Here is a 21,632-nt window from a genome sequence, read left to right as displayed (position 1 = left end):
CCTCTCCCTTAGCGAATATTAATCAGTGCATCAAACAGCGCATTTGCGGTTTGCAGCACTTGCGCGTTAGCCAGGTAATACTGTTGATAGCGCTGTAAGTTACCGTATTCTTCGTCGAGGTTGACGCCAGAAATAGACTGCTGCTGCTTATAAAGCTGCGTTACCACGTTGTTCTGGGTAATGGCGCTGGTTTTCAGCGTCGCGGTTTTGTTCCCGACATCGCTTACCAGCGTGGCATATGCATCGTTGAAGGTCTTATTACCCACGGTAGCTTTGGTCTGCAGATCCAGCAGTTTCTGACCGTTACGGTTATCGCTTTTTCCCTTATCAATATCCGGGTCCGGATCATTTTTTGAGACCTGGGCCATGGCGATTTTCGACTCATCGGTCACCATGACTTTCATATCAACAACGGCGTTACTGACAGGTTTCACTGTGAAGCTGTCATTTGCTTTTGCGCCAGTATTTACGGTGATTTCCATCCCGTCAAAGGACATCTTCCCACCGGTAACGGTAGCTTTGAAGCTGGTATTATCCGCCAGGCGAGTTACCTGCCAGTCCGTCCCGTCATAAACGATTTTATAATCGGTCGCCTGTACAGCAGAGCTGTCGGTAATCTTCGCGCTTAACGATCCTGTTCCTGTATTTTTAGCGTTGTTGAATACTGCCGGGCTACCGATAGCAAAGAAATCCTTACCCTGATCGCCGTTCGCGTCAAAACCCTCTTTATGCTGGGTGTTAAACGCATCGGCAAACGCCAACGCCAGTTGGCCCAGCGTATTACGCGTCTGGTCAAGCTCTTGAGAACGGAAGGTCAACAGCCCGCCCAGTGAACCGGTATTCAACAGTTTTTCGGGAATTTCAACCTCGCCGGCAACCCCGTCGACGTAGGCCACTGTGGTTCGATTGGGATCGTCACTGGAGGGCACAGCCGCCAGCTGGCGTGCATTGCTGCCCTGCACCAGTGAATAGCCGTTCGCCATGGTAATGTTGTAAGTCCCGCCGTCCTGAACGCTGACTTCAACACCAACAATCTGGTTCAGTTCACTGACCAGTTGGTCGCGCTGGTCGAGTAAATCGTTAGGCGATGCGCCCGCGCCGACGCCGGTCAGACGGGAAATCTGATCGTTGAGGCTGGCAATCTGTTTTGAATAGTTGTTGATCTGGTCAACGCTAGCCTTGATCGCAGTATTAACCTGCTTGTCTTGATCGCGCAGATACTGGTCGGTTGTTCTGAACTGGTTGACTAAACCATCAGCTTTACCGATCAGCGCCTGGCGCGCCGCCGGGTCTTCCGCGTTACTGACAAGGGTTTGCAGGCTGGTAAAAAAGTCCTGCATTGAGGTCGAAATGGAACTGGTTTTGCTGGAGAGCAGATTGTCGATTTTCGACATTTGTTCATAGCGCGTTGTCAGGCCGCTGCTTTGGTTCTGCGCGGCACGTAACTGATTCGTGATAAAGGAGTCATACTCGCGCTGTACGCCAGAAACATAGACGCCATTGCCAACCCAGCCCCCCGCACCCAGCGTGCTGTTCGCTTGTGCCATAATTGTCGTTTGACGGGTGTATCCGGCAACGTTATAGCTGGAGATGTTATTACTGGCAGAATTCAACGCGGCCTGCGCTGCGGCGAGTCCACTCATCGCGTTATTAATCAAGCTGGACATGGAGGTTCCTTGTAATCCTTCAATACTCGTTATTATCGGCAGCAGGTTGGTAGACTTGAGCTATTTAAAAGAGATTATCGATATTCGTACTGTAGGTTTTGCTCACTTTTTCGCTCATCGATTTCAACTGCTGGATCATGCTGGTTAATTTACGCGCATAGTTAGGGTCAGTCGCGTAACCGGCATTCTGCAAAGCCTGTGCCCCCTGCTCGGCGGTAGCAGCGGCGGTTACCGCCGCATAGCGCGGGTTACGCGATATCAGACCGACATAATCCGACAGTGCCTCAAGATAAGAGCTATAGACGCGGAATCGGGCTTTCACCTTTTTCGCCTCGCCGTTTTCATATTCGGTGGTGGTGATTTCGGTGGTTGGGCCTTTCCAGCTTCCCGAAGCCTTCACGCCAAAAATGTTAAAGCTCGGTTCACCGTTCTCACGGCGGATTTGTCGCTGGCCCCATCCGGACTCCAGCGCCGCCTGCGCCAGAATCAGATGATGCGGAACCCCGCTTTGCTGACTTGCCAGCTTAGCCGGCAGCGATAGCTGGGCGAGGAAGTCTTTGCTGTCACCTGACAGCGGCTCATCATTGCTTTCCGTCGCGCGGGGAATGGCTTTACGGACCAGTTGCGTCAGCGCCTGGTTTTGATAGCTGGTCACCGTTTCCAGGGAGAACTTCATTGGCACCTGCGGCGCATCGTCTGCGGGTTGCGCCTGCCCTTCAGTCATCTGCTTAACCATCATTTCAGCCAGTCCCAGACCTTTACCTGCGGTCATCTGCTGCGCAATTTGTTGGTCATACATGCTGGTATACAAACGTGTCGAATCACTGCTAAAAACGCCATCTTTCGGCAGCGCTTCACGCATGCTTTTCAGCATCATTTGTACGAACATCCCTTCAACCTGACGGGCAACCGGGCGGATATTCGCCGCCGGGTCCTGACCCGCTTTCGCTTTCAGTTCGTTCAGTGATTGCGCATCCCAGGCGGCACTGGTCAGCAGTTTGCTGTCACCAATCATTAGATGATTTCCAGTTTGGCGCGTAAGCATCCCGCGCTCTGCATCGATTGCAGAATGGACATCAGATCCATCGGCGTTGCCCCTAGCGCATTAAGCGCACGCACAACATTGTTCAGGTTGGCGCTGGAACGCACGCTTTGCAGCGAACCGCCGCTCTGGCGCAGATCGATCTGGGTTTGAGGTGTCACCACGGTCTGTCCACCGCCAAACGGTGTATCCGGCTGGCTGACGTTCGCCTGGCGGTTTACCGTAATCGACAAGTTGCCTTGCGCGACGGCACAGCTATCCAGCGTGACTTCACGGTTCATAACGACGGATCCGGTGCGCGAGTTGATAATCACTTTCGCATCCTGCGGCGTGACGTTCACCTCCATATTCTGGATGTCAGCAAGGAAACGCACCTGCGAACTGTTGCCGCTTGGCACGCGTACCTGAATCGTCCGGGCGTCCAGCGCAGTGGCGCTACCAAAGCCGCGCGAACGGTTAATGGTGTCGGTTATCTGCTGCGCCATAGTGAAATCTTCATTATTGAGCTGCAGATTAATGGTGTTACCGCCACCGAACTGGCTGGGTAATTCACGTTCGATGGTCGCGCCGTTGGTAATACGTCCGCCATTGAGCTGGTTTACCTGCACGCTGCTGCCACCCGCAGCCGCGCCTGCACCGCCTACCAGAATATTCCCCTGCGCCAGCGCATATACCTGGCTATCGACCCCTTTCAGCGGGGTCATCAGCAACGTTCCGCCGCGCAGGCTTTTGGCGTTCCCCATGGAAGAGACCACCACGTCAATGGTTTGCCCCTGACGACCAAAGGCCGGGAATTGCGCGGTCACCATCACCGCCGCCACGTTTTTCAGTTGCATATTGGTGCCGGTTGGCACGGTAATTCCCAACTGCGAAAGCATGTTGTTGAGCGTTTGCGTAGTAAACGGCGTCTGGGTGGTCTGGTCACCCGTGCCATCCAAACCGACCACCAGCCCATAACCGATCAACGAGTTTTCCCGCACGCCCTGAACGCTGGTCAGGTCACGAATACGGTCGGCATGCGCAAAGGTGGTTATCAGCACCAGTACCATTCCAACTAAAGATTTAAACACTGGGTACCTCGCTTACATCGGCGACAAGTTAAGGAAGAAACGCTGCAACCAGCCCATATTCTGCGCTTCATTGATGTAGCCGTTGCCGACATACTCAATACGTGCGTCCGCAACCTGAGTTGACGGTACGGAGTTGCTGCCACTGATGGTGCGCGGGTTAACGACCCCGGAGAAGCGAATGAATTCAGTGCCCTGATTAATGGCGATCTGTTTTTCACCCACAACATGTAAGTTACCATTCACCAGTACCTGATCGACCGTTACGGTCAGCGTACCGCTGAAGGTATTGCTGGCGTTCGCGCCGCCTTTACCGTTAAAGGTGTTACCGCCTGAAGCTTCTACGTCAGCACGCTCGTTGCCAAACAGTCCTTGCAAATAACGCGGTACGGTATCAAAGCCAAAGTTGGTTTTGCCGTCGCGGCTGGCATTAGCCGAAGAACTTTTGCTCGCGCTGACGTTTTCCTGCAATACGATGGTCAACGTATCGCCAATATTGCGCGGACGGCGGTCTTCGAATAGCGGCTGATAACCGTAGTTAATCGGTTGGGCCGACTGGAAGATTGATCCATTCGCCACCGGCGTCGGGCCAGGAACAGGCTGGGCAGACGTTGCGCCCTGCACGAGGGGCGTGGCCGGGATCCAGGCGCATCCTGTCAATGAAACCACCAACAGGGCTAAAATTGGGTATGGGTGAAGCGCGTATTTTCGCATTGCGGTCATCTTCAAAATCAGTGTGCCGGTGAGGCTTTCACCCCACCGGGCCACACTTTAGAGTTGCGTCAGTTTTTGCAGCATCTGATCGGTGGTCGATACCGCTTTACTGTTGATTTCGTAAGCGCGCTGAACCTGGATCATGTTTACCAGCTCTTCCGCCACGTTGACGTTAGAGGTTTCAACATAACCCTGGTACAGCAGACCCGCGCCGTTCAGCCCCGGAGTGCTCTCATTCGGCGCACCGGATGACTGCGTTTCGGTGTACAGATTCTCACCAATGCTTTCCAGACCGGTATCGTTCATAAAAGTAGTCAGGTTAAGCTGCCCTACCTGAACCGGTGCTGCCTGGCCCTGCTGGGTTACGCTGACGATACCGTCGCGTCCAATGGTGATACTGAGCGAGTTAGCCGGGATGGTGATAGCTGGCTGAACCTGAAAACCACCCGCAGTCACCAGTTGACCGTTCTGATCCACCTGGAAAGAACCGTCACGGGTGTAGGCGGACGTGCCATCAGGCAGCATGACCTGGAAAAAGCCCTGCCCTTTAATCGCCACATCTTTACTGTTGTTGGTCTGCGACAGGTTCCCCTGGCTGTGTAAACGCTCGGTCGCGACCGGGCGCACACCGGTACCAATCTGCAAACCAGACGGCAGTGTGGTTTGTTCAGAAGACTGTGCGCCAGGCTGGCGAATCGTCTGGTACAACAGATCTTCAAACACGGCACGTTGACGCTTAAATCCGTTGGTACTGACGTTTGCCAGGTTGTTGGCAATCACATCCATGTTGGTTTGCTGCGCATCCAGGCCGGTTTTGGCGATCCACAATGAACTGATCATAAAATGTCCTGTATTAACTCATCGACAGCAGTTGGTTGGCGCGACCCGCGTTATCATCCACGCTACTGATAATCTTCATTTGCATTTCGAAACGACGGGCGTTGGCGATCATGTCACTCATCGCGGCTACCGGCTTAACGTTACTGCCTTCCAGCACACCCGACATAACGCGAATGCTGGGGTCGGCCTGTAACGTAGCGCCACGGGTAGCCTGCGCGGCCTGAGTCAGACGGAACATACCGTCATCGCCACGTTGCACTTCACTCCCCGTGGCCTTCACCAGTTTCAGTCGCCCAACTGGCGCAACGGTGTTAGCCGGATCGCCAGGGTTGAGCGCCGAGATCGTGCCGTCTGCCGCAATGGTGACTTCTGAACCTTCCGGTACGGCTATTGGTCCGGCTTCGCCAATCACCGGGTGTCCCTGAATGGTCAGTTCCCCCGTAGGGCTTACCTGAATGGCGCCATTTCGGGTATATCCTTCGCTACCGCCCGCGGTCTGCACAGCCAACCAGCCATCCTGTTGCAGCGCCACGTCCAGCGGACGTGAGGTATAGTCCATCTGACCCGGCGTCATATCGGCCCCCGGCGTGGAGGCCACCACCAGCGTACGCGTCGGTAAAGACAATCCTTCAACGGGAACCGCGCGCAGCGCATTGAGTTGCGCACGAAAACCCGGCGTTGAGGCGTTTGCCAGGTTGCTGGCCGTCACCGCTTGTTGATTCAGCGTCTGACTGGCCGCGCCCATGGCGGTATAAATTGCGTGATCCATTAAGCCATCCCGTCAGGCGCTTAGCGCAGGTTGACCAGCGTGTTGAGGATCTGGTCCTGGGTTTTGATGGTCTGCGCGTTCGACTGATAGTTACGCTGGGCGACGATCATATTCACCAGTTCTTTACTCAAATCCACGTTTGATGCTTCCAGAGCGCCGTTGGTCAGCTTGCCGAAGTTACCCTCGCCTGCGGTACCCAGCAGCGCCACGCCGGAAGACTGAGTAGCTGCCCAGACGTTGTCACCCTGAGAAGCCAGACCTTCGTTGTTGGCAAAGTTTGCCAGCACGATCTGCCCCAGAACCTGTTGCTGTTCGTTGGAGTAGTTACCGACCACAGTACCGTCATTGTTAATCTGGTAGCTCACCAGGTCGCCCGGCTTATAGCCATTCTGATTCGTGGCAACGATGTTGTTGGCGCCAGTGTTCTGCTGCATGGAATTGAGGAAGCTCAGAGAGAAATTTGCCGCATCAGCACCGTTAATCTGCCCGGTTGTGATATTGATTTCCTTTGGCCAGACGGTAGGAGGCGTTGGTACCGCCTCGGCGGCTGTGGCGCTAATCCCTAAGAACACACCATTTTCATTAAAGCGCATAAACCCTGCTGATTTTGCAGCGGCTCCGGTTGAAGCATCCTGTGTGTGAACTTCCCAGGTGTTGCTCTGCGCATTTTTGACATAAAAAATATTCATGTCATGGGCGTTACCCTGGCTATCGAAAACGGTAACGGTGCCTTTCTTGTTGTAGGAATCCGCATCGCTGGGATTAAACGGGGTCTTCGTTGGCACCTTGTCAGTGGAGTTCAGGTTGATCTGCATTGACGCAGTCGTGGTGGTTTTAGCCGCCATCAGCGTATTCGGGATAGTGATCGGCGCCGGGTTAGCACCTTGCTGTATCGTTGGCGGTGTACCGGTAGCCGGATAGCCCGTCAGCTGTAGCCCCTGCATGTTGACGATATTGCGGTTTTCATCGAGCTTGAACTGACCGTTACGGCTGTAGAAAACGGAACCGTTGCTGTCTACCATGCGGAAAAAACCGTTCTGGCTGATAGCGACATCCAGCCCGCGACCGGTGTTGGTCGTGGTACCGTCGGTAAAGTCCTGGGTAATGCCCGCAACTTTAACGCCCAGACCCACTTTAGAACCGGCGAACATATCGGCAAAAGAGGCCGTACCGGATTTAAAACCGTAGGTGGCGGAGTTGGCGATGTTGTTACCAATGACATCGAGGTTGGTCGCTGCAGCGTTCAGACCGCTGACCGCTTGTGAAAAGGCCATGACTTACTCCTGATAAGTGTGAAGGCTTAAATGATCTGCCGTACTTCGTCGAGGGTGGTGGTTCCATAGGTGCCCAGATCCAGCGTATTACCGCCGTTACTGCGAATAACGCCCTGCACCAGCGCAAACTGAAGCGGCTGAGCCACCAGTTGTGTTCCGCCATTACTGGCAGCAATTGACACGTTGTAAGAACCGCTTGGCGCATCCGTGCCATCGGTCATGGTGCCGTCCCAGGTAAAGGTATGAACGCCCGCTTTCAACCCACCAATATCAATGGTGCGTACTACCTTGCCGTCTTTATCGGTAATGGTTGCGGTAACCTTGTCTGCCGGTTGCTGCAGTTCAACGCCAAACGGCGTGGTGGTGGTTTTTGCGCCCTCTTCCGTACCTTTACCGGTCAGGATGGTGGTGCCTGGGATCATGACACCGTGGCCAATCAGCGTACTGGCCTGCAGCGACTGACTGTTGTCGATCTGCCCGGAGATCGATCCCAACGTGGTGTTCAGTTTCTCAATTCCGCTCACGGTACTGATTTGCGCCAACTGGGTGGTCAGTTCGTTGTTTTGCAGCGGGTTGGTTGGATCCTGGTTTTTCAGCTGTGCCACCAGCAGCGTAAGGAAGCTGCTTTGCAGGTCCGCGGCGTTGCTGCCCGTCAGCGAACTCTTCCCCGTTGCGTCATTCACACCCGTCGTGCTCGGGTCATTCATTTTTACAGCAATAGACATGTGCGCCTCCTTTTACTGGCCTAGCGTCAGCGTTTTGAGCATCAAGCTTTTCACCGTATTGAGCACTTCAACGTTTGCCTGGTAGCTACGTGAGGCTGACATGGTGTTGACCATTTCGCCGACGACGTCCACATTCGGCATTTTTACGTAACCGTTCGCATCGGCCAGCGGATTACCGGGTTCATAAACCAGCTTATCCGGCGCCTGGCTTTCAATGACGTCAGCGACTTTTACGCCACCGGTTGCCGCACCTGGCGCGGCATCAACCTGAAAAACAACCTGCTTCGCGCGATAGGGCTGACCGTCAGGTCCGGTGACGCTATCCGCATTCGCCATGTTGCTGGCCGCCACGTTCAGGCGCTTAGACTGAGCCGTCAGCGCAGAGCCTGCGATATCAAAAATATTTAACAGCGCCACGAATTAGTTCCCTCCTTGCAGCACGTTCATCATGCCTTTAATTTGTCCACCCAACGCGGTCAGCCCCATTTGATACTTGAGGCTGTTGTCTGCAAATTGCGTACGCTCCCGGTCCATATCTACCGTGTTGCCATCGAGAGATGGCTGATCAGGAATGCGGTAGAGCAGTTCCGTAGAAGGAGCGGAAACGGTCTGGGCCGGAATGTGTTGTGCAGAGGTCAGCGTCAACGAGACACCGCCGGTTTCTTCCCGTCCTCGCACCATGACTTTTTTTAATTCACTGGCGAAATCCAGGTCGCGCGCCTGATACCCCGGCGTGTCGGCATTGGCTATGTTGGCCGCCAATACTTCCTGGCGTTGGGCGCGCAAATTCAGCGCTTCCTGTTGAAAACGTAAGGCGGCGTCGAGCTTATCGAGCATATCTCCTCCGCAAATGACAAAATTCAGCCGACAGCTTAAATCCCATTACGCGCGCGTTATCGCCGGAATAAACGCAAAATGCGTCGCTATTTGTTGCGTTGATGACTGCGTCACACAGGTAGAATCCTGTCACTACCTGAAAAAGCGCGAGGTTTTGATGCAAACGTTTAAACGTGGAGTCGTCGTGGCAGCACTGCTGTTCAGTCCTATGACGCTGGCGCAAGACCTGAATTCACAGCTGACGGCATGGTTTTCCCAGCGTCTGGCCGGATTTAGCGATGAGGTCGTCGTTACTATCCGTACGTCGCCAAACTTATTGCCGAGCTGCGAACAACCAGCATTTAGCGTGTCCGGGAGTGCAAAATTGTGGGGTAACGTGAACGTGCTGGCGCGCTGCGCCAACGAGAAACGTTATCTGCAGGTGAACGTGCAGGCCACGGGAAACTACGTTGTTGCCGCCGCGCCCGTCGCTCGGGGTAGCGCCCTGACTTCGGCCAGCGTAACGCTAAAACGAGGTCGACTGGACCAACTCCCTCCGCGCGCCGTGCTGGATATGAATCAGGTGCAGGATGCCGTAAGCTTGCGCGATCTGGTGCCAGGTCAGCCGATACAGCTTTCCATGTTGCGCCAGGCATGGCGAATCAAGGCCGGTCAGCGCGTCCTGGTTATCGCCAACGGAGATGGCTTTCGGGTGAATGCCGAAGGTAAAGCGCTGAACAATGCCGCCGTCGCCCAGAATGCCCGAGTACGGATGATTTCAGGCCAGGTGGTGAGCGGTGTCGTCGATTCTGATGGGAATATTCTTATTAACCTATAATAGGTTAAAGATTTTTTAGCGTGTGCCGATAGATAAACAACCAATGATTACAGCGGGCCGCTATAGCGTAACCCCTCGATGAGGATAAACAAAATGAGCATTGATCGTACCTCACCATTGAAGCCAGTAAGTACCGTTCAGCCACGTGAAACCAGCGATGCGCCGGTACAAAAAACGCGGAAGGAAAAAACCACCGCCACCACCAGCACCAGCGTCATGCTGAGCGACGCCCAGGCCAAACTGATGCAGCCCGGCACCAATGACATCAATATGGAACGCGTGGAAGCACTGAAAACCGCGATCCGTAATGGCGAGCTGAAAATGGACACCGGAAAAATTGCCGACTCGCTGATCCGCGAGGCGCAGAGCTACTTACAGAGTAAATAAAGTATGACTCGTTTGTCAGAAATACTTGACCAGATGACGACCGTCCTCAATGACCTGAAAACGGTAATGGATGCTGAACAGCAGCAGCTTTCCGCAGGATATATTAACGGCAGCCAGCTACAGCGTATTACAGAAGAAAAAAGCTCTTTGCTGGCAACCCTTGATTATCTGGAGCAGCAGCGCCGTCTGGAGCATGACGCCACGCGCAGCGCCAATGATGAAATTGCCGAGCGTTGGCAGACCATTACCCGGAAAACACAGGACCTACGCGAACTCAACCAGCACAACGGTTGGCTGCTGGAAGGGCAGATCGAGCGCAATCAACAAGCGATTCAAGTGCTGAAACCGCACCAGGAACCGGCGCTGTATGGCGCAAACGGTCAAACCTCTGCTGCGCACCGCGGCGGGAAAAAATTCTCTATCTGATGCTAGCCTGATAACGTTTTGCTTATCAGGCCTACGCGTTTTGTAGGCCGGATACGGCGTCATGCCGCCATCCGGCATTAATCTGTTACGCCGTCCGGCGCACAAACTCTTTCACTTTAAAGCCCAGCACCGCGAGCGCAGCGAAGTAAGCAGCAATACCTGCCACCACAACGGCCATCAGACGCAGCAGACGCCATAACATCGTTCCCTGCGACCAGTCCGGCATGATGTATAGCATCCCAACCAGCGCCGCCGACATCACCAGCACAGAAATCACCAGTCGCGCCAGGAACCAGGCCCAACCCGGTTGTGGGGTAAAAATTTTCTGTTTACGCAGTTGCCAGTACAGCAGTGAAGCGTTCAGACACGCCGCCAGACCAATCGACAGCGACAGCCCAGCATGTTTCAGCGGCCCAATAAACGCCAGGTTCATTACCTGGGTCATAATCAGCGTGACAATGGCAATCTTGACTGGCGTTTTAATATCCTGGCGCGAATAAAAACCAGGGGCCAACACTTTCACCACGATCAAGCCAATCAAACCTACCGAGTATGCCACCAGCGCGCGCTGCGTCATCGCGGCGTCAAAGGCGGTAAATTTACCGTACTGGAACAGAGAAACCGTCAGCGGTTTGGCCAGAATCCCCAACGCCACGGCGCTCGGTAATGCCAACAGAAAACACAAACGCAGGCCCCAGTCCATCAGACGGCAATACTCATCATGATTACCGCTGGAAAAACTTTTGGACAGCGAGGGCAGCAGGATAGTCCCCAACGCGACGCCAAGTACGCCAGACGGAAACTCCATCAGACGGTCAGCATAATACATCCATGACACTGAGCCAGAGGCCAGAAATGAAGCGAAAATCGTATTGATGATCAGTGAAATCTGGCTGACAGATACCCCAAGGATCGCCGGGCCCATTTGCTTGACGACGCGCATCGCCCCCGCATCACGGAAGTTCACGCGCGGCAGCACCAGCATGCCAATTTTCTTCAGGTGCGGAAGCTGGTAAATCAGCTGCAGCACGCCGCCAACGGTAACGGCCCACGCCAGCGCCAGCACCGGAGGGTGAAAATAAGGCGCAGCAAACAGCGCGAAACCGATCATGCTGATATTCAGAAAGGTCGGCGCAAACGCCGGAATGGAAAAGCGATTCCAGGTATTCAGGATCGCACCCACCAGCGAAGCCAGCGAGATCAGCAGAATATACGGAAAGGTGATCCGTAGCAGTTGAGTGGTCAGCGCAAATTTGTCCGCTGTGTCGGCAAACCCAGGCGCGGTGACTAAAATCACCCACGGGGCAGCCAGCATTCCGGCGACCGTCACCACGGCCAGCGCCAGAGTCAACAGCCCGGAAACGTAAGAGACAAAGACGCGGGTCGCATCCTCCCCCTGCTTACTTTTATATTCGGCAAGAATAGGCACAAACGCCTGCGAAAAAGCGCCCTCAGCAAAGATTCGGCGCAGCAGGTTAGGAAGTTTGAACGCCACAAAAAAGGCATCAGTCGCCATCCCTGCGCCAAAGATTCTGGCGACAATCGCATCACGCGCAAAACCCAGCACACGTGAAAACATCGTCATCGAGCTGACGGCTGCCAGCGACTTTAATAAATTCATCTATGTTGTATTCCAGACTCTGAGGCAAAACCCCGACAAACCTGCCCGTAGGTCGGATAAGGCATGATCGCCGCCATCCGGCACTTTTGCTGTGCCTGATGGCGACGCCGTAGCGTCTTATCAGGCCGACAAACAAGCCTATGGTTGAAAAGAGGTGTTATTTTTGAGTTGGCATATAGTACCTGGATTACAATGAATTACTACCGCCAGATGTTACAGGGGGTTATTCAGCCATCGCCTCCCGCCACAGCTTTTCGACAACGCGCTGGGCCAGGAGCGCCTGCTCACCTGCCGTCTGGGGAACCGTCTGATTTTGCACGCACTCAATGAAATGACGTGCGCATCCGGCAAAACCACGCTGTTCCAGGGTAGTTTGCCAGCCTGCTACCGGCTTGTGCACCACTCCTTGCCCGCGTTCTTCCCGCCATTCCCGCATATCCGTGACGTCAATCAGGCCACCATCCGTCACCGCCTGCACGCTCTCGCGCTGGCTACCGGCGCGGCGATGCATACTGGTCGTTATCTGCATTTGCCCGGCAGAAAAATGGTGCTCCGCATAGAGCATCGCGCCGGATTCATTGGTTAACAGCGTACCGTTATTTAACTGCGCTTTCTCTCCCGCCAGCCACAATGCGGTATCGACAACGTGCAGATAGTCGTCCAGCAGAGTGAAGCGCAGATCGTGCGGCCCGACGCTGTCCGTCCGGTGCTTATCCATGCGTACGGACGCCGCATTGCCCAACTGGGATTTGAGATCCTGATACAGCGGCGCAAATCGACGGTTAAACCCCACCATCAGCGTCAGCTTTTTCCGCTCGGCAAGCTCCACCAATTGTTCAGCCTCGCGCAGGTTTTCCGCCAGCGGTTTATCCACGCACACGTGAACCCCGGCATTCAGCAGTTCGCTGACCACCGCATAGTGCGTTGCGGTACTGGAATGGACGAAAACCGCATCGCAGGTTTGCGCCAGATTAACCAGTGAATCAACGTAGGGTATCCGCCAGGTATGACAGATACGCTGCGCTTTTTCACGCGAAGGTGAAAATGCCCCTTCCAGCGTCCAGTCTGCACTAGCGCCCAGCACGGGCAGCCAGGCCTTTTGCGCAATCCCGCCGAGCCCGACAACGCCGATACGTAATTTATTCACATTAGTCTCCCAGGTGCGCCAGCAAGGAATCAAGCCGCTGCTTAAGCTCCGCGACGTCTGTTTCCAGCGCGTCAACGCGCGCCTGTAGATCACCCGAAGCTGCCGGAAGTTCATCTGCCGTGGCCATCGCTTCATCAACGTCACCGCAAAACAGGTGCATATAACGGCTTTCACGTTTGCCCGGCTCACGCGCCAGGCGAACGACATAAGGACCATCTTCCCGGGTTGCCAGTTTCTCCAGTGTCGACTCTACTTCGGCCATGTCGCTGAATTCGTACATCCGGGAGGCGCGGCTACGCAGTTCACCAGGTGTTTGAGCGCCGCGCAGCAACAGCGTGGTAATGAGCGCGACTTCCCCCGTGCTGAGCTTAAGATTACCAAACTCAGAGTTGCAGAAACGCTGCTCATATTTGGTGACGCGATTACCAAAGCCACTCACCGTACGCAGGAAATGCCGTTTCACCAGGTTATCAAGCTGATCCTGCACGTCGGATTCCGACAGGTTCATCACGGGTTCACGATTCGTTTTTTGATTGCAGGCGGTTACGACTCCGTTAACGGAGAGCGGATACTGTTCAGGCGTAGTCACTTGTTTTTCTAATAAACAGCCAATCACCCGTGCTTCGGTGGCGGTTAATTCGTATTTCATCGTCTTCTCCATTAATCATGGCTGCATCTGAAACTTAGCGGCCGGGGGTCCATTCTGATGTGGTCAACGCCGTCAGCACGTGATCGCGCCACTGCCCGTCAATCAGCAGGTAGTCTTTTGCATACCCTTCTTTTTCAAAACCCAGTCGCGCCAGCAGGTCACCGCTGCGTTTATTATGTGGCATGTAGTTAGCCATAATGCGGTGAATATGCTGCGTACGCTGCATATAGCGGATGGCCGAGGTTAAGGCTTCATACATCAGCCCCTGCCCCTGCCACTTCTGTGCAATGGAGTAACCGAGATAACAGGCGTGGAAAGATCCCCGCACGACGTTCGAGAAGTTCGCGACGCCAATAATCTCTTTTTCTTCCGGATCGAGCAGCGCAAAGTAATAAGCGGTGCCCTGTTTATGAAACTCAGAGATCATGCTCAGACGCGCCTGCCAGCCTGATGGATAACAGTGGCTTTCATCGCGAATAGGCTCCCAGGGCTTTAAGAAATGACGATTTTCTGCGTAATAATCTGCCAGACGCCAGGCATCACGCTCATGCACTAAACGCACGACCAGGCGGTCCGTGGTTAAGCGCACTTTTGGCACGTTACTGCGATAGCCAAACATTCTATACCTACTCCTTCCCGTAACGTCTTCAATACGCTATTCGCATTACTATACCTGCGCAAATACGCCCTGTGAAAAGAGCAAAATGCCATTTTTTGAATTATTCACACATTTTGATGAAAACTCTCTATCAAGACGGACTTTTGATAAAAAAATATTGTCCCGCGAAGGGTGGGAAAAGCGCTGACGACACCGCAGAATAGGAGGTGCTTATCTTTTAAACTCTATCCAGAGTGACGAGTTTTTCCCTGGAGGGGAAATGTCGCAAGTCTCGCAGGCAAGGAACCTGGGTAAATACTTCCTTCTTATCGATAACATGCTGGTCGTGCTGGGTTTCTTCGTCGTTTTCCCGCTGATCTCAATTCGTTTCGTCGATCAAATGGGCTGGGCCGCCGTGATGGTCGGTATCGCGCTTGGATTACGTCAATTTATCCAGCAAGGTTTAGGTATCTTCGGCGGTGCTATTGCTGACCGTTTCGGGGCAAAACCGATGATCGTCACCGGCATGCTGATGCGCGCTGCCGGATTCGCCACCATGGGCATTGCCCATGAACCGTGGCTGCTATGGTTTTCCTGCTTTCTTTCCGGGCTGGGCGGCACGTTGTTCGACCCTCCCCGCTCGGCGCTGGTGGTCAAACTGATCCGTCCGGAAAAGCGCGGGCGTTTTTTCTCTATTCTGATGATGCAGGATAGCGCCGGGGCAGTGGTTGGCGCGTTGCTCGGCAGTTGGTTATTGCAATACGATTTCCGTCTGGTGTGTGCCACCGGCGCAATTTTGTTCGTTCTGTGCGCGGCGTTTAACGCCTGGCTACTTCCGGCATGGAAACTGTCAACGGTGAAAATTCCGGTGCGCGAAGGAATGAGCCATGTGATGCATGACAAGCGCTTTGTCACTTATGTGCTGACGCTGGCGGGCTATTACATGCTGGCGGTACAAGTGATGCTGATGCTGCCAATAATGGTAAACGACATCGCTGGCTCACCGGCCGCTGTGAAATGGATGTATGCCATCGAGGCGTGCCTCTCTTTAACGTTGCTCTACCCGATTGCCCGCTGGAGTGAAAAACGCTTTCGCCTTGAGCATCGCCTGATGGCCGGTCTGCTGGTGATGTCTTTAAGCATGATGCCCATCGGCCTGGTCGGGAATTTGCAGCAGCTGTTCACCCTGATTTGCACGTTCTATATTGGCTCAATCATCGCCGAACCGGCGCGTGAAACCCTGAGCGCCTCGCTGGCGAATGCACGTGCCCGGGGAAGCTATATGGGTTTCAGTCGACTGGGACTCGCCATCGGCGGCGCCATTGGTTATATCGGCGGCGGCTGGCTGTTTGACATGGGTAAAGCCCTGGCACAACCGGAGCTGCCCTGGATGATGCTCGGTATTATCGGCTTCATCACTTTCCTGGCGCTGGGCTGGCAATTCAGTCTCAAACGCCCAACGCGTGGTATGCTGGAGCCTAACGCCTGATAGCCAATCTGGTGTACGCGCATTTTTCAGTTTTTTCTGCTGTTACCCGCAGCGCTGGTGCTCGATGATGCTTTGTGTCACGATTACACCACAAGCATCATGTTGAGGAACCCCATGAAAAAGTTTTTTTTTGCCGCTGCGCTAATTGTCAGCGGCCTGTTGGTTGGTTGTAATCAACTCACGCAATACACGGTTAGCGAGCAAGAGATTAATCAGGCCCTGGCGAAGAATAATAACTTTTCAAAAGATATCGGTTTGCCTGGCGTCGCTGAAGCACATATCGTACTGAACAATCTCGCCAGCCAGATAGGCCGTGAAGAACCCAATAAAGTGACGCTGACCGGAGACGCCAATCTGGACATGAACTCCCTGTTTGGCAGTCAGAAAGCAACCATGAAGTTGAAGCTAAAAGCCTTACCGGTTTTCAATAAAGAAAAAGGCGCGATTTATCTGCAAGAAATGGAAGTCGTGGACGCTACCGTCACGCCGGAAAAAATGCAGTCGGTACTGCAAACGCTGATGCCTTATTTAAATCAGTCGCTGCGCAACTATTTCAACCAGCAGCCGGCGTACATTCTGCGGGATGACAGCAGCCAGGGGGAAGCGCTGGCGAAAAAACTGGCGAAAGGCATTGAAGTGAAACCGGGAGAAATCATTATCCCGTTCACCGACTAATATGACAGAGGGCGCCGATGCGCCCTTTTTTTTCGTGCAAACGAAAACGTTTCCGCTTATCCTTTGTTTCCGGCAAAAAAGACTATCCTCAGCCGGAGCATATTGATGACTGCACCATCCCAGGTTTTAAAGATCCGCCGCCCAGACGACTGGCATCTTCACTTTCGCGATGGCGACATGTTAAAAACTGTCGTGCCCTATACCAGCGAAGTTTATGGCCGCGCCATTGTCATGCCGAACCTGGCTCCGCCCGTCACCACGGTGGACGCGGCTATCGCTTACCGCCAGCGAATTCTTGACGCGGTACCTGCCGGACACGACTTCACGCCATTAATGACCTGCTACTTAACGGATACGCTGGATCCCAATGAACTGGAACGTGGATTTAACGAAGGCGTGTTCACCGCCGCAAAACTCTATCCGGCCAATGCCACCACCAACTCGACGCATGGCGTAACCTCTATTGATGCCATCATGCCAGTGCTGGAACGGATGGAAAAATTGGGTATGCCTCTGCTGGTGCACGGCGAAGTGACGCATGCGGATATCGATATTTTCGATCGTGAGGCGCGCTTTATTGAGACGGTAATGGAACCACTGCGTCAGCGTTTAACTGCGCTGAAAGTGGTGTTCGAACATATCACGACTAAAGATGCTGCCGAATACGTGCGCGACGGCAATTACCTTCTGGCGGCGACCATTACGCCGCAGCACCTGATGTTTAACCGCAACCACATGCTGGTCGGCGGGATTCGCCCTCATCTGTACTGCCTGCCGATCCTCAAACGTAACGTCCATCAACAGGCGCTGCGTGAGCTGGTCGCCAGCGGGTTTAACCGCGCCTTCCTCGGTACCGACTCAGCGCCGCATGCGCGTCATCGCAAAGAGTCAAGCTGTGGCTGTGCGGGCTGCTTTAATGCGCCGACCGCACTGGGCAGTTATGCCACCGTGTTTGAAGAGATGAATGCGCTGGACCATTTTGAAGCCTTCTGCTCACTCAATGGCCCACAGTTCTACGGTTTGTCGGTGAATGACACCTTTATTGAGCTGGAACGCGTGGAGCACCAGGTCCCGGAGAGCATTGCGCTGCAAGATGATACGCTGGTGCCTTTCCTGGGTGGCGAAACGGTACACTGGTCCGTGAAAAGCTAAAAAAAGTGTAGCCAACTGGTGAGAATAACTGTATAAATAAACAGTATATTCCACAGGGGGCTACTATGCGTATTGAAGTCACTATTGCCAAAACTTCACCTTTACCTGCTGGTGCAATTGACGCGCTGGCAGGTGAACTCTCCCGCCGTATTCAGCACCATTTTCCGGATAACGAAGGTAACGTTACCGTCCGTTATGCCGGCGCAAACAATCTGTCGGTTATTGGTGCCACCAAAGAGGATAAAGAACGCATCAGCGAGATCCTCCAGGAGACCTGGGAAAGCGCGGATGACTGGTTCATCAATGAATAAATAATGATATGCAGTGATGTTTGTTTGCCGGGTCGCCCCGGCTTTTTTATACACACCATCTTTTAATCAATCGTTCATTCCTTCTGGCAAACTGATATTTTAATAATAAATTCCTGTCTATCTTTTAACCACAACACCAAAATAATTGTGCAACATGCTTAAAAAAAATGAATAACATGTCGGTTTGTTAGTCAGATAACGCTGAAAACGAAAATTTTATGTGCTTACCTCTTTAAATTTTCAATGAATACCCTTATTTATTGATATACTGAAGTTGCTTCAGAAAAAACGCATTGAACCTCGAAAACCGTTGTCTAGTAACACGAATTAGGGGGCATGATGGAAAAGAATAATGAAGTCATTCAGACTCATCCGTTAGTAGGATGGGACATCAGCACTGTTGATAGCTACGATGCGCTGATGCTGCGTTTGCACTACCAGACCCCGAATCGTCCAGACCCGGATGGGACTGAAGTTGGTCAAACGCTCTGGTTAACCACTGATGTTGCCAGGCAATTTATTTCGATATTAGAAGCAGGAATCGCTAAAATTGAATCCGGCGATTACCAGGTAAATGAGTATCAGCGACATTAAATCTGATACATCCAACCATCAAAAGGCACCTTTCCGGTGCCTTTCTTATTTCCAGGTTGAATATTCCGGGTCACTTATTTACCCTGCTACTATCGCGATTGCAGAGAGAAGCGGATGAAATACGACTTAATCATAATTGGCAGCGGTTCCGTGGGTGCCGCAGCCGGATACTATGCCACTCGCGCCGGTCTGAAGGTTCTGATGATCGATGCGCATATGCCACCGCATCAGCAGGGCAGCCACCACGGCGACACTCGATTAATTCGTCATGCCTATGGCGAAGGTGAAAAATATGTTCCGCTGGTGCTGCGTGCGCAAACATTATGGGATGAATTATCCACCCAAAATGAAGAACCGATTTTTGTGCGCTCTGGTGTCATCAACCTTGGTCCGGCAGATTCAACCTTCTTAGCGACCGCGGCGCAAAGCGCAAAACAGTGGCAACTCAATGTTGAACAACTGGATGCAGCAGGCATTATGGCGCGCTGGCCAGAGATTCGCGTACCTGAAAACTATATCGGTCTGTTTGAAGCGGAGTCTGGTTTTTTACGTAGTGAGTTAGCGATTAAAACCTGGATCCGTCTGGCGGAAGAAGCAGGCTGTGCGCAGCTATTTAAATGCCCGGTCAGCGCAATTCGTCATAGTGATGATGGCGTCACGGTAGAAACCGCCGATGGTGACTATCACGCGCAAAAAGCGGTGATCAGCGCCGGAACCTGGGTACAGGCATTAGTCCCTGAACTACCGATACAACCGGTACGCAAAGTGTTCGCCTGGTATCAAGCCGATGGGCGTTACAGCGTTAAAAATAACTTCCCTGCCTTCACCGGAGAGCTACCAAATGGCGATCAATTCTACGGTTTCCCGGCAGAAAACGACGAGCTAAAAATTGGTAAGCACAATGGCGGACAGGTAATTCATTCGGCAGAAGAGCGCAAGCCGTTTGCCGCTGTAGCCAGCGATGGTTCTGAAGCCTTCCCATTCCTGCGCACAATACTGCCAGGCGTGGGTTGCTGTCTGCACGGTGCGTCCTGCACCTATGATAACTCACCAGATGAAGACTTTATTATTGATACTCTACCGGAGCATGACAACACGCTGATCATCACCGGGCTGAGCGGACATGGCTTTAAGTTTGCCTCCGTCCTCGGAGAGATTGCGGCAGACTTCGCCCAGGACAAACCGTCTGACTTTGACCTGACGCCCTTTAGGCTAAGTCGTTTTAAGCGATAATAAATGAATGGCCTCGTTGGTGAGGCCATTTTTAATGACAGGAATAACGTTGATGCGCCGCATCTTTCACTATCTGGTTAATAATATTCGCGAGCATCTTATGCTCTACATTATTTTATGGTCGCTGCTGGCAATTATGGATGTGATATATATTATGTTTTTCTGAACCCACAACGCTGACACTAATTGACATAAACTGATATTAACTTAATTTTCATTGTAATTAACTGAACAAGAAAAATACCTTAAACACCCTGAAAACAAGCCTTAATGTCATCCACCCCCACTAATTCCTTGATGATTACTTCACAATTCAATCAATTTTATTGAATAAAAAACAAATATCACCATTATTGTTATTTATTAGTTGCATTAATGTCTTTTACGCGCCATTTTCATTCACTTCTGAAATATCTAACGGTGCACTTATGCAATTCAATAATACTCCACAACGCTATGGCGTGGTGTCTGCCGCTTTACACTGGCTGATTGCGATTGCTGTATATGGCATGTTTGCGCTGGGATTGTGGATGGTCACACTCAGCTATTACGACGGCTGGTATCACCAGGCCCCTGAACTGCATAAAAGCATCGGCGTTGTGCTCATGATGGGGCTGGTTATCCGCGTCGTCTGGCGGTTGATCTCCCCACCTCCTCCTGCGCTGGCAAGTTATTCCCGTTTCACCCGCATCGCGGCGGCACTGGGTCACCTCGCGCTATACACATTGCTCTTTTCTATTGTCATTAGCGGGTATTTGATTTCCACCGCTGATGGCAAAGCGATAAGCGTATTTGGTTGGTTCGACATTCCTGCCACCCTTGCCAATGCGGGCGCTCAGGCCGACCTCGCCGGTAGTCTGCACCTGTGGCTTGCGTGGACCGTGGTGGTTTTATCGCTTCTGCACGGACTGATGGCCCTGAAACATCACTTTATCGATAACGACGATACCCTGAATCGCATGTTGGGAAAATCGTCATCTGACTATGGAGCTTAAAATGAAAAAAAACCTGCTGGGACTTACACTCGCCTCTCTGTTATTCACCACCGGGTCAGCCGTGGCGGCAGATTACAAAATTGACAAAGAAGGACAGCATGCCTTTGTTAATTTCCGTATTCAGCACCTGGGTTACAGCTGGCTGTACGGCACATTTAAAGATTTCGACGGGACTTTTACCTTTGATGAGAAAAATCCCGCAGCCGATAAGGTTAACGTCACCATCAACACCAACAGCGTTGATACCAATCACGCCGAACGCGACAAGCACCTGCGCAGCGCAGATTTCCTTAACGTGGCCAAATTCCCGCAGGCGACCTTTAGCTCTACCAGCGTGAAGAAAGAGGGGAACGACCTGGATATCACCGGTAATCTGACCCTGAACGGCGTCACTAAACCGGTTACGCTGGATGCGAAGCTGATCGGTCAGGGCGGCGATCCGTGGGGTGGCACGCGTGCAGGTTTTGAAGCAGAAGGTAAAATTAAGCTGAAGGACTTCAACATCACCACCGATCTCGGCCCGGCGTCTCAGGAAGTCGATCTGATCATCTCAGTGGAAGGTGTCCAACAGAAGTAACGTATGAGTTGCCGGATGGGGCTAAA

The 21,632-nt window shown here is 52.9% G+C and carries 26 protein-coding genes; 12 read left to right on the top strand and 14 right to left on the bottom strand.

Annotation, left to right across the window (positions count from 1 at the left end):
• Positions 1-8 precede the first annotated feature (8 nt).
• The 10 genes from flgK to flgB all read right to left on the bottom strand — a co-directional run bounded on the left by flgK (position 9) and on the right by flgB (position 8,935).
• Complete coding sequence (gene flgK, locus WC7_RS16515; RefSeq protein ID WP_016152633.1) at positions 9-1,667, bottom strand: flagellar hook-associated protein FlgK; 1,659 nt, start codon at positions 1,665-1,667, stop codon at positions 9-11.
• A 64-nt stretch (positions 1,668-1,731) separates the two neighbouring features.
• Positions 1,732-2,682 (bottom strand): flagellar assembly peptidoglycan hydrolase FlgJ, encoded by a 951-nt coding sequence (flgJ, locus tag WC7_RS16520; RefSeq protein ID WP_016152632.1) that lies wholly within the window; start codon positions 2,680-2,682, stop codon positions 1,732-1,734.
• The gene (locus WC7_RS16525) at positions 2,682-3,758 is read right to left on the bottom strand and encodes a flagellar basal body P-ring protein FlgI (RefSeq protein ID WP_019076467.1); all 1,077 of its coding nucleotides are present in this window, start codon (positions 3,756-3,758) and stop codon (positions 2,682-2,684) included. The genes flgJ and WC7_RS16525 overlap by 1 nt, the downstream gene beginning before the upstream one ends.
• Before the next feature lie 33 nt (positions 3,759-3,791).
• Positions 3,792-4,490: a flagellar basal body L-ring protein FlgH gene (gene flgH, locus WC7_RS16530; RefSeq protein ID WP_016152630.1), complete on the bottom strand. Its 699-nt coding sequence runs from the start codon at positions 4,488-4,490 to the stop codon at positions 3,792-3,794.
• 57 nt (positions 4,491-4,547) lie between these two features.
• The gene (gene flgG, locus WC7_RS16535) at positions 4,548-5,330 is read right to left on the bottom strand and encodes a flagellar basal-body rod protein FlgG (protein WP_003036202.1); all 783 of its coding nucleotides are present in this window, start codon (positions 5,328-5,330) and stop codon (positions 4,548-4,550) included.
• A gap of 13 nt (positions 5,331-5,343) precedes the next feature.
• Positions 5,344-6,099, bottom strand: a complete 756-nt coding sequence (locus WC7_RS16540) for a flagellar basal body rod protein FlgF (protein ID WP_016152629.1) — start codon at positions 6,097-6,099, stop codon at positions 5,344-5,346.
• Between the two features lie 20 nt (positions 6,100-6,119).
• Positions 6,120-7,373 (bottom strand): flagellar hook protein FlgE, encoded by a 1,254-nt coding sequence (flgE, locus tag WC7_RS16545; protein WP_016152628.1) that lies wholly within the window; start codon positions 7,371-7,373, stop codon positions 6,120-6,122.
• 26 nt (positions 7,374-7,399) lie between these two features.
• Complete coding sequence (flgD, locus tag WC7_RS16550; protein WP_016152627.1) at positions 7,400-8,098, bottom strand: flagellar hook assembly protein FlgD; 699 nt, start codon at positions 8,096-8,098, stop codon at positions 7,400-7,402.
• Positions 8,099-8,110: 12 nt separating this feature from the next.
• Positions 8,111-8,515 (bottom strand): flagellar basal body rod protein FlgC, encoded by a 405-nt coding sequence (gene flgC / locus WC7_RS16555; protein ID WP_006685091.1) that lies wholly within the window; start codon positions 8,513-8,515, stop codon positions 8,111-8,113.
• A gap of 3 nt (positions 8,516-8,518) precedes the next feature.
• Positions 8,519-8,935, bottom strand: a complete 417-nt coding sequence (gene flgB / locus WC7_RS16560; protein ID WP_016152626.1) for a flagellar basal body rod protein FlgB — start codon at positions 8,933-8,935, stop codon at positions 8,519-8,521.
• 157 nt (positions 8,936-9,092) lie between these two features.
• Here flgB and flgA point away from each other — a divergent pair, with 157 nt between their 5' ends.
• The 3 genes from flgA (at position 9,093) to flgN (ending at position 10,565) form a co-directional block, all read left to right on the top strand.
• A complete protein-coding gene (flgA, locus tag WC7_RS16565) occupies positions 9,093-9,752 on the top strand; it encodes a flagellar basal body P-ring formation chaperone FlgA (RefSeq protein ID WP_016152625.1) in 660 nt (219 codons plus the stop codon).
• 93 nt (positions 9,753-9,845) lie between these two features.
• Positions 9,846-10,139, top strand: coding sequence for a flagellar biosynthesis anti-sigma factor FlgM (gene flgM / locus WC7_RS16570; protein ID WP_016152624.1), 294 nt, complete (start codon positions 9,846-9,848; stop codon positions 10,137-10,139).
• Between the two features lie 3 nt (positions 10,140-10,142).
• Positions 10,143-10,565, top strand: a complete 423-nt coding sequence (flgN, locus tag WC7_RS16575; RefSeq protein ID WP_016152623.1) for a flagella biosynthesis chaperone FlgN — start codon at positions 10,143-10,145, stop codon at positions 10,563-10,565.
• A gap of 85 nt (positions 10,566-10,650) precedes the next feature.
• Here flgN and murJ read toward each other — a convergent pair whose 3' ends face one another.
• The 4 genes from murJ to rimJ all read right to left on the bottom strand — a co-directional run bounded on the left by murJ (position 10,651) and on the right by rimJ (position 14,601).
• Positions 10,651-12,186 (bottom strand): murein biosynthesis integral membrane protein MurJ, encoded by a 1,536-nt coding sequence (gene murJ, locus WC7_RS16580; protein ID WP_016152622.1) that lies wholly within the window; start codon positions 12,184-12,186, stop codon positions 10,651-10,653.
• A gap of 223 nt (positions 12,187-12,409) precedes the next feature.
• Positions 12,410-13,333, bottom strand: coding sequence for a Gfo/Idh/MocA family protein (locus WC7_RS16585; RefSeq protein ID WP_016152621.1), 924 nt, complete (start codon positions 13,331-13,333; stop codon positions 12,410-12,412).
• 1 nt (position 13,334) lies between these two features.
• Positions 13,335-13,982, bottom strand: a complete 648-nt coding sequence (locus tag WC7_RS16590) for a YceH family protein (protein ID WP_016152620.1) — start codon at positions 13,980-13,982, stop codon at positions 13,335-13,337.
• Positions 13,983-14,016: 34 nt separating this feature from the next.
• On the bottom strand, positions 14,017-14,601 hold the full coding sequence (gene rimJ / locus WC7_RS16595; protein ID WP_006685101.1) for a ribosomal protein S5-alanine N-acetyltransferase: 585 nt from the start codon (positions 14,599-14,601) through the stop codon (positions 14,017-14,019).
• Positions 14,602-14,860: 259 nt separating this feature from the next.
• Between rimJ and mdtH the strand changes: the two genes are divergently transcribed.
• From mdtH to WC7_RS16635, 9 genes are all read left to right on the top strand, one after another.
• The gene (mdtH, locus tag WC7_RS16600; RefSeq protein WP_016152619.1) at positions 14,861-16,069 is read left to right on the top strand and encodes a multidrug efflux MFS transporter MdtH; all 1,209 of its coding nucleotides are present in this window, start codon (positions 14,861-14,863) and stop codon (positions 16,067-16,069) included.
• 114 nt (positions 16,070-16,183) lie between these two features.
• The gene (locus WC7_RS16605; RefSeq protein WP_016152618.1) at positions 16,184-16,744 is read left to right on the top strand and encodes a lipoprotein; all 561 of its coding nucleotides are present in this window, start codon (positions 16,184-16,186) and stop codon (positions 16,742-16,744) included.
• A 105-nt stretch (positions 16,745-16,849) separates the two neighbouring features.
• Positions 16,850-17,896: a dihydroorotase gene (gene pyrC, locus WC7_RS16610; RefSeq protein ID WP_016152617.1), complete on the top strand. Its 1,047-nt coding sequence runs from the start codon at positions 16,850-16,852 to the stop codon at positions 17,894-17,896.
• Positions 17,897-17,961: 65 nt separating this feature from the next.
• Positions 17,962-18,207, top strand: coding sequence for a DNA damage-inducible protein I (dinI, locus tag WC7_RS16615; protein ID WP_003036157.1), 246 nt, complete (start codon positions 17,962-17,964; stop codon positions 18,205-18,207).
• Between the two features lie 339 nt (positions 18,208-18,546).
• A complete protein-coding gene (bssS, locus tag WC7_RS16620) occupies positions 18,547-18,801 on the top strand; it encodes a biofilm formation regulator BssS (protein WP_003036154.1) in 255 nt (84 codons plus the stop codon).
• Positions 18,802-18,915: 114 nt separating this feature from the next.
• A complete protein-coding gene (gene solA, locus WC7_RS16625) occupies positions 18,916-20,034 on the top strand; it encodes an N-methyl-L-tryptophan oxidase (RefSeq protein WP_016152616.1) in 1,119 nt (372 codons plus the stop codon).
• 52 nt (positions 20,035-20,086) lie between these two features.
• Positions 20,087-20,200, top strand: coding sequence for a YceO family protein (locus tag WC7_RS25305; RefSeq protein WP_003036148.1), 114 nt, complete (start codon positions 20,087-20,089; stop codon positions 20,198-20,200).
• A gap of 262 nt (positions 20,201-20,462) precedes the next feature.
• Positions 20,463-21,029 (top strand): cytochrome b, encoded by a 567-nt coding sequence (locus WC7_RS16630; RefSeq protein WP_016152615.1) that lies wholly within the window; start codon positions 20,463-20,465, stop codon positions 21,027-21,029.
• A 1-nt stretch (position 21,030) separates the two neighbouring features.
• A complete protein-coding gene (locus WC7_RS16635; protein ID WP_016152614.1) occupies positions 21,031-21,606 on the top strand; it encodes a YceI family protein in 576 nt (191 codons plus the stop codon).
• Positions 21,607-21,632: the final 26 nt, after the last annotated feature.

This window comes from Citrobacter sp. KTE151, assembly GCF_000398845.1.
In the GTDB taxonomy this organism is placed as follows: domain Bacteria; phylum Pseudomonadota; class Gammaproteobacteria; order Enterobacterales; family Enterobacteriaceae; genus Citrobacter; species Citrobacter braakii.
This window is presented reverse-complemented; position numbering and strand designations above follow the sequence as displayed.

Excerpts from the sequence above, each read along its gene's own strand:
- flgK (WP_016152633.1), bottom strand. The coding sequence starts at position 1,667 with ATGTCCAGCTTGATTAATAACGCGATGAGTGGACTCGCCGCAGCGCAG.
- flgJ (WP_016152632.1), bottom strand. The coding sequence starts at position 2,682 with ATGATTGGTGACAGCAAACTGCTGACCAGTGCCGCCTGGGATGCGCAA.
- WC7_RS16525 (WP_019076467.1), bottom strand. The coding sequence starts at position 3,758 with ATGGTACTGGTGCTGATAACCACCTTTGCGCATGCCGACCGTATTCGT.
- flgH (WP_016152630.1), bottom strand. The coding sequence starts at position 4,490 with ATGCGAAAATACGCGCTTCACCCATACCCAATTTTAGCCCTGTTGGTG.
- flgG (WP_003036202.1), bottom strand. The coding sequence starts at position 5,330 with ATGATCAGTTCATTGTGGATCGCCAAAACCGGCCTGGATGCGCAGCAA.
- WC7_RS16540 (WP_016152629.1), bottom strand. The coding sequence starts at position 6,099 with ATGGATCACGCAATTTATACCGCCATGGGCGCGGCCAGTCAGACGCTG.
- flgE (WP_016152628.1), bottom strand. The coding sequence starts at position 7,373 with ATGGCCTTTTCACAAGCGGTCAGCGGTCTGAACGCTGCAGCGACCAAC.
- flgD (WP_016152627.1), bottom strand. The coding sequence starts at position 8,098 with ATGTCTATTGCTGTAAAAATGAATGACCCGAGCACGACGGGTGTGAAT.
- flgB (WP_016152626.1), bottom strand. The coding sequence starts at position 8,935 with ATGCTCGATAAGCTCGACGCCGCCTTACGTTTTCAACAGGAAGCGCTG.
- flgA (WP_016152625.1), top strand. The coding sequence starts at position 9,093 with ATGCAAACGTTTAAACGTGGAGTCGTCGTGGCAGCACTGCTGTTCAGT.
- flgM (WP_016152624.1), top strand. The coding sequence starts at position 9,846 with ATGAGCATTGATCGTACCTCACCATTGAAGCCAGTAAGTACCGTTCAG.
- flgN (WP_016152623.1), top strand. The coding sequence starts at position 10,143 with ATGACTCGTTTGTCAGAAATACTTGACCAGATGACGACCGTCCTCAAT.
- murJ (WP_016152622.1), bottom strand. The coding sequence starts at position 12,186 with ATGAATTTATTAAAGTCGCTGGCAGCCGTCAGCTCGATGACGATGTTT.
- WC7_RS16590 (WP_016152620.1), bottom strand. The coding sequence starts at position 13,982 with ATGAAATACGAATTAACCGCCACCGAAGCACGGGTGATTGGCTGTTTA.
- rimJ (WP_006685101.1), bottom strand. The coding sequence starts at position 14,601 with ATGTTTGGCTATCGCAGTAACGTGCCAAAAGTGCGCTTAACCACGGAC.
- mdtH (WP_016152619.1), top strand. The coding sequence starts at position 14,861 with ATGTCGCAAGTCTCGCAGGCAAGGAACCTGGGTAAATACTTCCTTCTT.
- WC7_RS16605 (WP_016152618.1), top strand. The coding sequence starts at position 16,184 with ATGAAAAAGTTTTTTTTTGCCGCTGCGCTAATTGTCAGCGGCCTGTTG.
- pyrC (WP_016152617.1), top strand. The coding sequence starts at position 16,850 with ATGACTGCACCATCCCAGGTTTTAAAGATCCGCCGCCCAGACGACTGG.
- dinI (WP_003036157.1), top strand. The coding sequence starts at position 17,962 with ATGCGTATTGAAGTCACTATTGCCAAAACTTCACCTTTACCTGCTGGT.
- bssS (WP_003036154.1), top strand. The coding sequence starts at position 18,547 with ATGGAAAAGAATAATGAAGTCATTCAGACTCATCCGTTAGTAGGATGG.
- solA (WP_016152616.1), top strand. The coding sequence starts at position 18,916 with ATGAAATACGACTTAATCATAATTGGCAGCGGTTCCGTGGGTGCCGCA.
- WC7_RS25305 (WP_003036148.1), top strand. The coding sequence starts at position 20,087 with ATGCGCCGCATCTTTCACTATCTGGTTAATAATATTCGCGAGCATCTT.
- WC7_RS16630 (WP_016152615.1), top strand. The coding sequence starts at position 20,463 with ATGCAATTCAATAATACTCCACAACGCTATGGCGTGGTGTCTGCCGCT.
- WC7_RS16635 (WP_016152614.1), top strand. The coding sequence starts at position 21,031 with ATGAAAAAAAACCTGCTGGGACTTACACTCGCCTCTCTGTTATTCACC.